The sequence below is a fragment of the Streptomyces poonensis genome (assembly GCF_014650915.1).
GTDB lineage: Bacteria > Actinomycetota > Actinomycetes > Streptomycetales > Streptomycetaceae > Streptomyces > Streptomyces poonensis.
Window position 1 is genome coordinate 308,200 of sequence record NZ_BMVW01000006.1, and the last position, 13,025, is coordinate 321,224.

Consider the following 13,025-nt stretch of genomic DNA (forward strand, 5'->3'; position numbering starts at 1 on the left):
TGTCAGGGAGAGCCCTCCCAGAACTCCCAGGACCCGATGAAAGGCGGCCGATCATGGTCACTCACGTTCCCGCGGAAGCATGCGTCGACGAGCGCGGAGCGCTGCTCGCCTTCCTCGCCGAGCAGCGCGGCGGCGTCCGCCGGGCGCTGCTCGGGCTGACGGCGGAGCAGGCCACGAGCACGCCCTCGGCCAGCGAGCTGTCGCCGGCCGGGCTGCTCAAGCACTGCGCGGAGGTCGAGCAGTCCTGGGTGGCCCGCGCCAAGGGCGAGGAGCCGGCCGTGCACCGGGACGAGTCGAACTGGCACGAGTGCTTCCGGCTGGCCGGCGACGAGACCGTCGAGTCCCAGCTCGCGTACTACGAAGAGGTCGCCGCCGAGACGGAGGCGTTCCTCCGCTCGGTGCCCAGCCTCGACGACACCTTCGCGCTGCCGGACCAGCCCTGGTTCCAGGGGGCAAAGGACGTCTCGATGCGCTGGCTGGCCCTGCACCTGATCCGCGAGACCGCCCGGCACGCCGGCCACGCCGACATCGTCCGCGAGTCCCTGGACGGTGCCACCGCCTTCGAACTGGTGGCGAAGGAGCAGGGCAGCTCCTGGGGCTGAGCCCGGGGGCCGGGCCCGCGCGCCCTACGCTGGCCCCATGTCAGCGATCCGTCTCCTCGTGCTCGGCGCGGTGCGCCAGCACGGGCGGGCCCATGGCTACCAGGTGCGCAACGACCTGGAGTACTGGGGCGCGCACGAGTGGTCCAACGCCAAGCCCGGCTCGATCTACCACGCCCTCAAGCAGATGGCGAAGCAGGGACTGCTGCACGCCCACGAGATCGCGCCCTCCACGGCCGGCGGCCCGCCCCGCACCGAGTACGAGATCACGGAGGCGGGCGACCGGGAGTACTTCTCGCTGCTGCGCGAGGCCCTCGTCGAGCGGGACCGGCACATCGACACACTGTCCGCGGCGATCGGCTTCATGGTCGAGCTGGAGCGGGACGAGGTGGTGCGGCTGCTGCGGGAGCGGCTGCGCAGGCTGGCGGAGTGGCGCACGTCCGCCACCGAGTACTACACGCCGGAGGCGGGCCCCGAGTCGATCGGTCATATCGGCGAGATCATGCACATGTGGGTCCACGCGTCCGACGGCGAGGCGGAGTGGACCCGCGGCCTCATCGAGCGCATCGAGTCCGGCACGTACACCTTCGCGGGCGAGGGGGAGCCGTTCGTCGGCGTCCTCTCCGCGGGGGAGGCGAACCCGTACGCGACGGGGGAGCGGCACCCGGGGGACGACCGCTGAGTCCGGTGGCGCGGGCGCTTGCACCTCACGCCGCGTGAGGGCTCAGCCTGAGGTGCGTACCGAGAAGGGAGCGGACGCCATGAGCTACTCCGTGGGACAGGTCGCCGGTTTCGCCGGGGTGACGGTGCGCGCACTGCACCACTACGACGAGATCGGGCTGCTGGTGCCGAGCGAGCGCACGCACGCCGGCCACCGGCGCTACGCGGACGCCGACCTCGACCGGCTGCAGCAGATCCTGTTCTACCGGGAGCTCGGCTTCCCGCTCGACGAGGTCGCGGCCCTGCTCGACGACCCGGACGCGGACCCGCGCGCGCATCTGCGCCGCCAGCACGAACTGCTGACCGCCCGGATCGAGAAGCTGCAGCAGATGGCGGCGGCCGTGGAGCACGCCATGGAGGCACGCAGGATGGGTATCAACCTCACGCCGGAGGAAAGGTTCGAGGTGTTCGGGGACCACGACCCCGCGCAGTACGAGGACGAGGTGCGGGAGCGCTGGGGGCACACGGACGCCTACAAGGAGTCGCAGCGCCGTACGGCCTCCTACACCAAGGAGGACTGGAAGCGCGTCAACGAGGAGCTCGACGCGCTCCACGCGCGCGTGGCCGAGCTGATGGATTCCGGGGCCGACGCCGGCTCGGAGGCGGCCATGGACGCGGCGGAGGAGCACCTCCGCTTCATCCAGCGCTCGTACTACGACTGCACGCACGAGCTTCAGGCCAAGATCAGTGAGCTGTACGTCACCGACCCGCGGTTCACGGAGACGTACGACAGGATCCGCCCGGGCCTCGGCCGGTACCTGCGGGACGCGATCGTCGCCAACGCGGCCCGGCACGCGGGCTGACACCGCGGGGATTCAAGTCGGTAAGGGGCGCTCTTCCTTGAGGGCGCCCCTTACACATGCCCACAGGTGCGGCTCAGCCGGGGCACAGTGCATGCTGGGAGGGACGGTGGAACCTGGCGGGATCGGCTGCCGTTGATAGCTTTGGTCAGCCGTACGCCGCACCGCCTCATCTCCTCTCCTCATCCCGACATCCCCACAGGAGCCCGGAACGTGACGACGCTTGCCCTCGGACCAAGCTGGTTGGATCCGAACTACCTGCTCGACACGTTCGGCATCTGGGGCCTGCTCGCGATCGTGTTCGCCGAGTCCGGCCTGCTCATCGGCTTCTTCCTGCCCGGTGACTCGCTGCTGTTCACCGCGGGCATGCTGATCACCTCGAAGACGCTGGACTTCCCGCTCTGGCTGGCCATCGTGCTGATCTGCCTCGCCGCGATCCTCGGCGACCAGGCGGGCTACATGTTCGGCAAGAAGGTGGGCCCCTCGCTGTTCAAGCGCCCCGACTCCCGCCTGTTCAAGCAGGAGAACGTCACCAAGGCGCACGAGTTCTTCGAGAAGCACGGCCCCAAGTCGCTGATCCTCGCCCGCTTCGTGCCCATCGTGCGCACGTTCACGCCGATCATCGCGGGCGTCAGCGGGATGCGGTACCGCTCGTTCCTGACCTTCAACATCATCGGCGGCATCCTGTGGGGCGCGGGCGTCACCCTGCTCGGCTCCTGGCTCGGCAGCATCGCGTTCGTCCGCGACAACATCGAGGCGATGCTGATCCTGATCGTGTTCATCTCGGTGGTCCCGATCATCCTGGAGTTCTGGAAGGCCCGCAGGCAGAAGAAGAACCAGCCGCAGCCTCCGGCGCCCGCCGCGTCTCCCGTGTCCCCCGCCCCGGCGGCACCTCCCGTCATGGACGACGCGACGGCCCAGCTCCGTCGCATCCCGTCGGCCCAGCAGAGCGGGCAGCAGCCGTACGGCAACCAGAACCAGGGCTACGGGAATCAGGGCTACGGGAACCAGGGTCAGCAGTACGGCCACCAGAACCAGCAGTACGGCCACCAGAACCAGCAGTACGGCCACCAGGGCCAGCAGTACGGCCACCAGGGCCAGGGCCAGGGCCACGGGAGCCAGGATCAGGGCTACGGCCAGCAGGGCCAGCCCTACGGCGGCCAGAACCAGAGCTACGGCAACCAGCCCTATCCGCAGCAGCAGCCCCAGCAGTACCCGCAGCAGCACCCCCAGCCGTACGACGACTCCCAGGGCTACGGCCACCCGCAGTACCCCCAGGGTCAGGGCCAGGGTTACCCGTACGGCCAGGGTCAGGGACACCCGCAGAACTGACGACGGGCCGGCCTCCCCCCTTCCGGGGCGCGGCCGCTCAGAAGCCGCGCGTGCGCTTCGCGGCCCGCCGCCCCGCCGCGCTCGCGGCCCCCGGCACCCGCAGGAACAGCCGGGAGATCTCCGATCCCAGGTTCACCCCGATCGCGATGGCCATGGCGAGCGCGACGGCCCTCGTGAGGCTGGCCAGCCCCGCGTCGGCGTCGTTCTGGGCGAACGCGAGCAGCCCGAAATACGTCGCCGAACCGGGGAGCAGCGGGCCGATCGCCGCGGTCGTGTACGGCAGCGCCGACGCGAACCGGTAGCGGGACATCAGCTGCCCGAACAGGCCCACCAGACCCGCCGCGACGGCCGTGGACGCGACCGGCGAGAAGCCGGCCGCGTAGTGCATCGCGCCGTACACCGACCAGGCCACGCCCCCGTTGAGCGTCACCGCGAGCACGGTGGAACGTTCCTGCTGGAGCAGTACCGCGAAGGCCAGCGACAGCAGCATCGACGCGGCGATCTGCGGCAGCGGCCGGTCGGAGCTGCCGAGCGCCGCGTCCGGGCTGAGCTCGGCGCCCAGCTTGACGCCGAAGTACAGGATCAGCAGCACGCCCACGACGATGCCGACGATCAGGTACATGACCTCCAGCAGCCGGGCCGACGCGGTGATGTAGAAGCCGGTCAGCCCGTCCTGCACCCCCGCCACCAGCGCCCGCCCGGGCAGCAGCGCGAACAGCCCACCGGTGATCACCGCGGACGCCTTCACGTCCACGTCCGCCAGCGTCAGCGCCACCCCGAGCGCGGCCGGGGGCATCGCGGCCACCGCGAACTGGTAGAACTCCGGCAGCCCGCGCCCGGCGGCGAGCCAGGCCAGCCGGTCGCCGAGCATCGCGCCCAGCGCGGCCGCCACGAACACCGTCGGGCCACCGCCGACGAGGACGGAGGCCGCGCCCGCGAGCAGCCCGGCGGCGCCGGTCAGCGCCCAGCCGGGGTAGGGGTGGCGGTTGCGGCGGATCTCCGCCAGGCGCCCGTAGGCCTCCTCCAGGGAGAGCTGTGTGTCCGGGTCGCTCAGGTCGTCCACGAGCCGGTAGACGGCCGCCAGACGCGTGTAGTCGGTGCCTCGCCGGCGCACCGTCCGTGACGCCGACACGGGATCCTCCACCAGGGACGGCTGGTGGGTGATCGACAGCAGCGTGAAAGTGACGTTGGGCTCGCAGCGGTCGAGGCCGTAGGAGCGGCACACGGCGAACATCGCCGCCTCCACGTCCTCGGCGTTCTCACCGCCCGCGAGCAGCAGCTCACCGATACGCAGCGTCAGGTCGAGCACGCGGGGGACGGCCGGACCGCCCTCCTCCGCCCGCTGCGCCCGCTCCGGCGCCGGCCGCTCGGCCACCGGCATGCGCAGCATCGTGCGCATCCGGTCCTGCCAGGGGGCGTCCTTGGTCAGGCTGACCGCGGATATGCCGCCCGGAGGAGTGAAGCCGGGCGCGTCCCGGGCGCCGTACGTGCTCGGCGTGCTGAACGCCGACCGCTCGCCCTCGGCGGCGGGCGACTGCGGCGGATCCAGGCCTTCCGGTACGGCGAACTCCGACGTGGCCTCGGACTCCGTACCCGTCCTCGGCACGTCGAGACCGTCGGGGATCGCGAACTCGGATGTCGTGGACGACTCCCCGTCGATGTCCGGACGGGCGAAGGCGCTCGTCGCCTCGTCCGACCGCGGCTTACGGTCCTCCGTCTGCGCTGCCTTCGTCACCCGCTGCTCCCGACCACGTACCTCCCGGCACCGTCCTCCGGCCACCTACCTCCAATACGCCCCAGTATGCGCACTGGAGCGCGAACGGGCCGCGTCACCCCACGAGGGGTCACGCGGCCCGTCGGCCACACAGGGACGAGGTCTCAGTGACCGCCCTGCTCCTTGAGACGCTTGTACGACCGCTCGATCTCGGCCTCGGCCTCGCTGCGGCCCACCCAGTTGGCGCCCTCGACGGACTTGCCGGGCTCCAGGTCCTTGTAGACCTCGAAGAAGTGCTGGATCTCCAGACGGTCGAACTCGGAGACGTGGTGGATGTCCCGCAGGTGCTCCACGCGCGGGTCGGACGCCGGCACGCACAGCAGCTTGTCGTCGCCGCCGGCCTCGTCGGTCATCCGGAACATGCCGATCGCGCGGCACTTGATGAGGCAGCCGGGGAACGTCGGCTCCTCCAGGAGGACCAGCGCGTCCAGCGGGTCGCCGTCCTCGCCGAGCGTGTTCTCGACGAAGCCGTAGTCGGCCGGGTAGCTGGTCGAGGTGAAGAGTCGACGGTCCAGGCGGATACGACCGGTCTCGTGGTCCACCTCGTACTTGTTCCGCGAACCCTTCGGAATCTCGATCGTGACGTCGAACTCCACCGGTGGCTCCTTCATGATCAGCACATAGTTCTGGTGATTAAGTGTCCCTCACGCAGGTGTGTGATCGCGAAAGGGGCTGGTGGTCGTGCCGGAGCCGAGGGTCTGGCGGGCCGCGGGGCCGCATGTGGTGCGGGCCGCGCGCGCCGTGCAAGCACGCGTCGTGCACGTCACGCGGGCCGTGGCCACACGCTCCCCGAGGCTCACGACGCGCCGGCTCATCGCCTCCGCGGCCGGCTTCGGCCTGGTGGTGGCGGCCGGAGCGGCGGTCTCGGCCGGTCCTTGGGACTCCTCCGGTCAGCGTACGGCGGAGCGGGAGTGGGCCGCAGCACAGGTTCGGGAGGGTGGCACAGATCACGGGCGGGACACCGGTGCCGCGTCCGGTGCCGCTCAGGGGGCGCCCGCGCCCGCCCCGAGCGCCCCTGCCGTGCTGGCCGGTCTCGGCGGGACGGGACGCGCGCCAGGCGAGCAGGCCCTCGCGAAGGCCCTGGATCCCCTGCTGGACGGCGACGCGCTGGGCTCCGACCGTACGGCCGCGGTCGTCGACGTCGCGACCGGTAGGACCCTGTACGGCAAGGGCGACGACGCCCTGACCCCGGCGTCCACCACGAAGATCGCCACGGCCACCGCCGTGCTCTCCGCGGCCGGCGCCGACCACCGCATCGAGACGCGGACCGTCCTCCAGCCCGGCTCCGAGGAGGTCGTCCTCGTCGGCGGCGGCGACCCCACCCTGACCGCGCGCAAGGACGTGGAGGGGTACGCGAGCCTGCGCGACCTCGCCGACGAGACGGCCGCCGCGCTGAAGGAACGCCACCTGGACGAGGTCGCGCTCACCTACGACACGTCCCTCTACAAGGGGCCGGTCCTGCACTCCATCGGCCCCAACACCAACCTCGCCCCGGTCACCGCCCTCATGGTCGACGAGGCCCGCCTGGACGACTCGTCCAGCGGACCGGCGGACCGCGGCACCGACCCGGCCAAGGACGCGGCTCGCCGGTTCGAGGAGCTCCTGGAGGACCGGGGCATCACGACGAAGAGCCTCGACCCGGCGAAGGCGAAGAAGGGCGCCAGGACGCTGGGCTCCGTCTCGTCCCCGCCCCTGTCCGTTCTGGTCGAACGCATGCTGACCAACAGTGACAACGACATCGCCGAGGCCCTGGCCCGCCAGACCGCCCTCGCCTCCGGCGCGCCGGCCAGCTTCGAGGGCGCGGGCTCCGCGATCCGCGCCGAGCTGAAGAGGCTCGGCTTCCCGCTGAAGGGCGTCCGGTTCGCCGACGGCAGCGGACTGAGCCGCGACGACCGGCTCACGGCGGGCCTCCTGACCGCGCTCCTCGCCGAGGCGGCCGCACCGGACCGCCCCGAACTCCGCCCGATACTGACGGGCCTGCCGATCGCCGGCTTCACGGGCACGCTCCGCGACCGGTACGCCGGCGAGGCGTCCGGCACCGGCCTCGTCCGCGCCAAGACGGGCACCCTGACCGGGGTGAACTCCCTGGCGGGCACGGTCGTCGACGCGGACGGCCGCCTGCTGGCCTTCGCGTTCCTGACCACCGGGACGACGGACCCGGCAGCCGCTCAGGAGACCCTGGACCGAGCGGCCTCCACGCTGGCGGGCTGCGGCTGCCGCGGGCGGTGAGCCCTCGCTGTGCCCTCGCCGCCCCTGGGCACCACGCCTCACGCGGCCGTGCGGAAGGCGGCACCCCGGCCCCCCGTACGGCCTGCCCCAAGCGGCGGCGCTCCCGTACCGTTGACGCATGACGAGCATCGGTGGTGCGGAGATGGTCGACTGGAACCTCGCGGTGGCGACCGCGACCCGGCTCGTACGGCCGGGCCCCGAGGTGAGCCGCGACGAGGCCAGGGCCGTCGTCGCGGAGCTGCGCCGGCACGCCAAGGCGTCGGAGGCGCACGTCCGGGGCTTCACCCGGATGGGGCCCGAGGAGGCGGACGACACCCCCGTGCTCGTCGTCGACCGCCCGGGCTGGGTCCGGGCGAACGTCGCCGGGTTCCGGGAGATCCTGAAACCGCTGCTGGACAAGATGCAGGAACGTCGCGGCAGCTCTCCCGGCGGTGCGGTCCTCGGCGCCGTCGGCGGCAAGGTGACCGGTGTGGAGCTGGGCATGCTGCTGTCGTTCCTCGCCTCGCGCGTCCTCGGCCAGTACGAGACCTTCGCCCCGGCCACCCGCGAGCTTCCCGCGGGCAGCAACGGCGGCGGACGGCTGCTGCTCGTCGCGCCGAACATCGTCCACGTCGAGCGCGAACTCGACGTCGACCCCCACGACTTCCGCCTCTGGGTCTGCCTGCACGAGGAGACGCACCGCACGCAGTTCACCGCGGTGCCCTGGCTGCGCGATCACCTGGAAGGGGAGATCCAGTCGTTCCTCGGGGAGACCGACGTCGACCCCATGACCGTCCTGGAACGCGTCCGGGAGGCCGCCCAGGCCCTCGTCGGCGGCCGCCCTGAAGGCGAGGAGGACGACGACGGGCGGTCCCTCGTGGACCTGGTGCAGACGCCCGCCCAGCGGGAGATCCTCGGCCGGCTCACCGCCGTCATGTCCCTCCTGGAGGGCCACGCCGACTTCGTGATGGACGGCGTGGGACCGGCCGTGGTGCCCTCCGTCGGCGAGATCCGCGAGAAGTTCCAGCAGCGCCGCGCGCGCGGGGCGTCGCGGCTCGATCTCGCCCTGCGCAAACTGCTCGGCCTGGACGCCAAGCTCCGGCAGTACCGGGACGGCGAGCGGTTCGTACGGGCCGTCGTCGACCAGGTCGGGATGGACGGCTTCAACCGCGTGTGGACCTCGCCCAACACCCTCCCCACCAAGGCGGAGATCGCCAAACCGGCGGACTGGGTCGCGCGGGTGCACCGGAAGTCGGAGGCGTGAACACGGCCGAGCGGTGGTGAAACCGGCTCGTCGGTGGTGAAGCCGGTTCGTCCGACGGCAGGCGCGCGCCCCTTCAATCACCCGTCCGAGGGAGCGTGAGCCATGGGGAGCCGTGCAATGCTCGGGGAACAGCCCGTCTCTGTCACCATCTACGTACTCTGAGTGACCGATCTCGGGGTCACCCCTCGACTCTTTCCATGTGAAGGGAACCGGACCATGGGTCCCCATCCTGCGGTCGCGGCGATACGCCTGGCGGTCCGCCGCGTCCTGCACGACATCCTCACCGAACTCCCGCACGCCTCCGACGGCGGCTCCCGCGCCCCCGTCCCGTCCCTGCCCTCTCCCCAGGGCGCCCGGTGGCAGCCCACGCCCGTCGGCGTGCCACAGTCCGCTCTCACCGCCCCGTACGCGCCCGCCGCGGATTCCCGGCCGCGCCCCGGCGGCGAGACGCCCCCCGCCCCGCCGCTCGTCCTCGTGGCCTGCTCCGGCGGCGCCGACTCCATGGCCCTCGCCTCCGCCCTCGCCTTCGAGGCCCCGCGGCTCGGCGTCCGGGCCGGCGGCATCACCGTCGACCACGGCCTCCAGCCCGGCTCCGACGTCCGCGCCGACGAGGTCGCCGAGCGCCTGCGCGCCCTCGGCCTCGGTCCCGTCGACGCCGTCGCCGTGACCGTCGGCCCCGCATCGGACCGGACGGCGCACGGCGCCCCGTACACCGGTGGCGGCGGGCGGCGGGTGGGGCCCGAGGCCGCCGCGCGTGACGCCCGGTACGCCGCCCTCGACGCCGCCGCCGAACGGCACGGCGCCGCCGCGATCCTGCTCGGCCACACCCGCGACGACCAGGCCGAGACGGTCCTGCTCGGCCTCGCCCGCGGCTCCGGCATCCGCTCCCTGTCCGGCATGGCCGCGGTCTCGGGGGCCGGCGGCCGTTACCGGCGGCCCTTCCTCCAGCTCGACCGGCAGACCGCCCGCAAGGCCTGCCTGGTCCAGTCCCTGCCCGTCTGGGACGACCCCCACAACACCGATCCGGCCTACACCCGCTCCCGGCTGCGCCACGAGGGCCTGCCCGCCCTGGAGAAGGCACTCGGCAAGGGCGTCGTCGAGGCCCTCGCCCGCACCGCCCAGCTGTCCCGTGACGACGCCGACGCCCTCGACGCCTGGGCCCGCCAGGCGGCGGACTCCGTACGGGACGCGGCGGGTCTCCTGGAGTGCGCCAAGCTGTACGCGCTGCCCCCCGCCGTGCGCCGCCGAGTCCTGCGCCGCGCCGCCATCGAGGCCGGCGCCCCGGCGGGCTCGCTCTTCGCCCGGCACATCGAGGAGGTCGACCGGCTGATCACCGGCTGGCGCGGTCAGGGGGCCATCAACCTGCCCGGCAAGGTCGTCGCCCAGCGGCAGGGTGGCAGACTGGTGATTCGGCAAGGCTGACAGTCGCCCCCTGCGGGAGGCGCCCGGCAGCCCCCCTCGCGGGGCGCGCCGGTCAGCCGTACGTGCGGGACGACCGAAAGTGATGCGGGTGGACGCGAAAGACATGGGTGCCGACCTCGAGAAGGTGCTCATCACCAAGGAAGAGATCGACGCGAAGCTGGCCGAGCTGGCCGCGAAGATCGACGCGGAGTACGCGGGCAAGGACCTGCTCATCGTCGGTGTCCTCAAGGGCGCCGTGATGGTCATGGCCGACCTCGCCCGGGCGCTGTCCACCCCCCTCACCATGGACTGGATGGCCGTCTCCTCCTACGGCGCGGGCACGCAGTCCTCCGGCGTCGTACGGATCCTCAAGGACCTCGACACCGACATCAAGGGCAAGCACGTCCTGATCGTCGAGGACATCATCGACTCCGGCCTGACCCTGTCCTGGCTGATCTCCAACCTCGGCTCCCGTGAGCCCGCCTCCCTCAAGGTGTGCACGCTGCTGCGCAAGCCGGAGGCGGCCAAGGTGGCGATCGACGTGGAATGGGTCGGATTCGACATTCCCAACGAATTTGTCGTGGGATACGGCCTCGACTACGCCGAGAAGTACCGCAACCTCCCGTTCGTCGGTACGCTCGCGCCCCACGTGTACGGCGGCTGAACGCCTCCTCGTCGAGGCCCCGGGTCCCTTGTGGCCCAAGGCCCCCAAGACGGTCGGGAACCCCAGCGCGTTTCGCGCCGTTGGAGCATGCAGAGGCGGGATTGTCAGCCGTCCCACGCGGCTTCGGGTGACAATGCTGGGGTACCGTCCGAAGAACAGCCTTTATCAAACTCACTATGGCAGGAGGGACGGGGCGGCACCGCTCCGTATGGATGGACGTGAAGCGATACTTCCGTGGGCCGGTCATGTGGATCGTGCTGGCCGTCCTTGCCGTGGTCGTGTTGATGCAGGTCGTCGGCTCGTCCGGCGGCTACAAGACGGTGGACACCGGCCAGGTCGTCCAGGCGATCAATGAGGACAAGGCCAAGTCGGCCAAGATCACCACCGGCGACGAACAGATCATCAAGGTCGAGCTCAAGGACGGCGAGAAGGTCGAGGGCAGCTCGAAGATCCAGGCGAGCTACATCGACAACCAGGGCGTGGCCCTGGCCACCACGCTGCAGGAGAAGTTCCAGAACAAGCAGATCGAGGACGGCTACACGGTCTCGCCGTCGAAGCAGAACCCCATCGTCGGGATCCTGCTCTCGCTGCTGCCCTTCGTCCTCATCGTGGTCGTCTTCCTGTTCCTGATGAACCAGATGCAGGGCGGCGGCTCCCGCGTCATGAACTTCGGAAAGTCCAAGGCGAAGCTCATCACCAAGGACACCCCGAAGACGACGTTCGCCGACGTCGCCGGTTCGGACGAGGCCGTCGAGGAGCTCCACGAGATCAAGGAGTTCCTCCAGGAGCCCGCCAAGTTCCAGGCCGTCGGCGCCAAGATCCCCAAGGGTGTGCTGCTGTACGGCCCGCCCGGCACCGGCAAGACCCTGCTCGCGCGCGCCGTCGCGGGCGAGGCCGGCGTCCCGTTCTACTCGATCTCCGGTTCCGACTTCGTCGAGATGTTCGTCGGTGTCGGTGCCTCACGTGTCCGTGACCTGTTCGAGCAGGCCAAGGCCAACGCTCCGGCGATCGTCTTCGTCGACGAGATCGACGCGGTCGGCCGCCACCGCGGCGCCGGCCTCGGCGGTGGTCACGACGAGCGCGAGCAGACCCTGAACCAGCTGCTCGTCGAGATGGACGGCTTCGACGTCAAGGGCGGCGTCATCCTCATCGCCGCCACCAACCGGCCCGACATCCTCGACCCGGCCCTCCTGCGCCCCGGCCGCTTCGACCGCCAGATCGCCGTCGACCGCCCCGACATGCAGGGCCGTCTGGAGATCCTCAAGGTCCACCAGAAGGGCAAGCCGGTCGCCCCGGACGTCGACCTGTCCGCGGTCGCCCGCCGTACCCCGGGCTTCACGGGCGCCGACCTGTCGAACGTGCTGAACGAGGCGGCGCTGCTCACGGCCCGCAGCGACAAGAAGCTGATCGACAACCAGATGCTCGACGAGGCCATCGACCGCGTGGTCGCCGGCCCCCAGAAGCGCACCCGGATCATGTCGGACAAGGAAAAGAAGATCACCGCGTACCACGAGGGCGGTCACGCCCTGGTCGCGGCGGCCTCGCCGAACTCCGACCCGGTCCACAAGATCACCATCCTGTCCCGCGGCCGCGCCCTCGGCTACACGATGGTCCTCCCGGACGAGGACAAGTACTCCACGACGCGCAACGAGATGCTGGACCAGCTGGCCTACATGCTGGGCGGCCGCGCGGCCGAGGAGCTCGTCTTCCACGACCCGACCACGGGTGCCGCGAACGACATCGAGAAGGCCACGGCCACCGCCCGCGCGATGGTCACGCAGTACGGCATGACCGAGCGTCTCGGTGCGATCAAGTTCGGCGGCGACAACACCGAGCCGTTCCTCGGCCGGGAGATGGCGCACCAGCGCGACTACTCGGAAGAGGTCGCCGCGCTCGTCGACGAAGAGGTCAAGAAGCTCATCGAGACCGCCCACAACGAAGCGTGGGAGATCCTCGTCGAGAACCGGGACGTCCTCGACAACCTCGTCCTCGCCCTGCTGGAGCGGGAGACGCTCGGCAAGGAGGAGATCGCCGAGATCTTCGCCCCGATCGTCAAGCGCCCGCCGCGGCCGGCCTGGACCGGTTCGTCCCGCCGCACCCCGTCCACCCGTCCGCCGGTGCTCTCCCCCAAGGAGCTCGCCCTGACGAACGGCGTGAACGGCGCGACGCCGGCGATCACCGGTACCGCCGGTACCGCGGAGTCCGTCTCCTCGACGGAGCCCGCCCCGGAGGACCGCCGGGAGAGCTGACCCGTCCCTCACCG

The 13,025-nt window shown here is 71.3% G+C and carries 11 protein-coding genes; 9 read left to right on the top strand and 2 right to left on the bottom strand.

What is annotated here, in order from left to right; translation table 11 throughout:
- Positions 1–53 precede the first annotated feature (53 nt).
- The 4 genes from IE242_RS18280 (at position 54) to IE242_RS18295 (ending at position 3,451) form a co-directional block, all read left to right on the top strand.
- Complete coding sequence (locus IE242_RS18280; protein WP_189860463.1) at positions 54–602, top strand: DinB family protein; 549 nt, start codon at positions 54–56, stop codon at positions 600–602.
- 37 nt (positions 603–639) lie between these two features.
- The gene (locus IE242_RS18285; protein ID WP_189860465.1) at positions 640–1,281 is read left to right on the top strand and encodes a PadR family transcriptional regulator; all 642 of its coding nucleotides are present in this window, start codon (positions 640–642) and stop codon (positions 1,279–1,281) included.
- A gap of 79 nt (positions 1,282–1,360) precedes the next feature.
- A complete protein-coding gene (locus tag IE242_RS18290; RefSeq protein ID WP_189860467.1) occupies positions 1,361–2,122 on the top strand; it encodes a MerR family transcriptional regulator in 762 nt (253 codons plus the stop codon).
- A gap of 210 nt (positions 2,123–2,332) precedes the next feature.
- Positions 2,333–3,451 carry a DedA family protein gene (locus IE242_RS18295; protein WP_189860469.1) on the top strand — a complete coding sequence of 373 codons (1,119 nt, stop codon included), beginning with the start codon at positions 2,333–2,335 and terminating at the stop codon, positions 3,449–3,451.
- A gap of 37 nt (positions 3,452–3,488) precedes the next feature.
- Here the strand turns inward: IE242_RS18295 and IE242_RS18300 are convergent, their stop codons facing one another.
- Together IE242_RS18300 and IE242_RS18305 are read right to left on the bottom strand one after the other, a co-directional pair.
- Complete coding sequence (locus IE242_RS18300; protein WP_189860471.1) at positions 3,489–5,186, bottom strand: threonine/serine exporter family protein; 1,698 nt, start codon at positions 5,184–5,186, stop codon at positions 3,489–3,491.
- A 143-nt stretch (positions 5,187–5,329) separates the two neighbouring features.
- Entirely contained in the window at positions 5,330–5,821 is a 492-nt protein-coding gene (locus tag IE242_RS18305) for an inorganic diphosphatase (protein WP_189860472.1), read from the bottom strand.
- Positions 5,822–5,900: 79 nt separating this feature from the next.
- Between IE242_RS18305 and dacB the strand changes: the two genes are divergently transcribed.
- From dacB to ftsH, 5 genes are all read left to right on the top strand, one after another.
- Positions 5,901–7,454 (top strand): D-alanyl-D-alanine carboxypeptidase/D-alanyl-D-alanine endopeptidase, encoded by a 1,554-nt coding sequence (gene dacB / locus IE242_RS18310; RefSeq protein ID WP_189860481.1) that lies wholly within the window; start codon positions 5,901–5,903, stop codon positions 7,452–7,454.
- A gap of 118 nt (positions 7,455–7,572) precedes the next feature.
- Positions 7,573–8,697, top strand: a complete 1,125-nt coding sequence (locus IE242_RS18315; RefSeq protein WP_189860483.1) for an Rv3626c family coenzyme F420 biosynthesis-associated protein — start codon at positions 7,573–7,575, stop codon at positions 8,695–8,697.
- A gap of 216 nt (positions 8,698–8,913) precedes the next feature.
- A complete protein-coding gene (gene tilS, locus IE242_RS18320; protein ID WP_189860489.1) occupies positions 8,914–10,119 on the top strand; it encodes a tRNA lysidine(34) synthetase TilS in 1,206 nt (401 codons plus the stop codon).
- An 82-nt stretch (positions 10,120–10,201) separates the two neighbouring features.
- The gene (gene hpt, locus IE242_RS18325) at positions 10,202–10,762 is read left to right on the top strand and encodes a hypoxanthine phosphoribosyltransferase (RefSeq protein ID WP_189860491.1); all 561 of its coding nucleotides are present in this window, start codon (positions 10,202–10,204) and stop codon (positions 10,760–10,762) included.
- 212 nt (positions 10,763–10,974) lie between these two features.
- Positions 10,975–13,011, top strand: coding sequence for an ATP-dependent zinc metalloprotease FtsH (gene ftsH / locus IE242_RS18330; protein WP_189860497.1), 2,037 nt, complete (start codon positions 10,975–10,977; stop codon positions 13,009–13,011).
- The last annotated feature ends 14 nt before the right edge of the window (positions 13,012–13,025 follow it).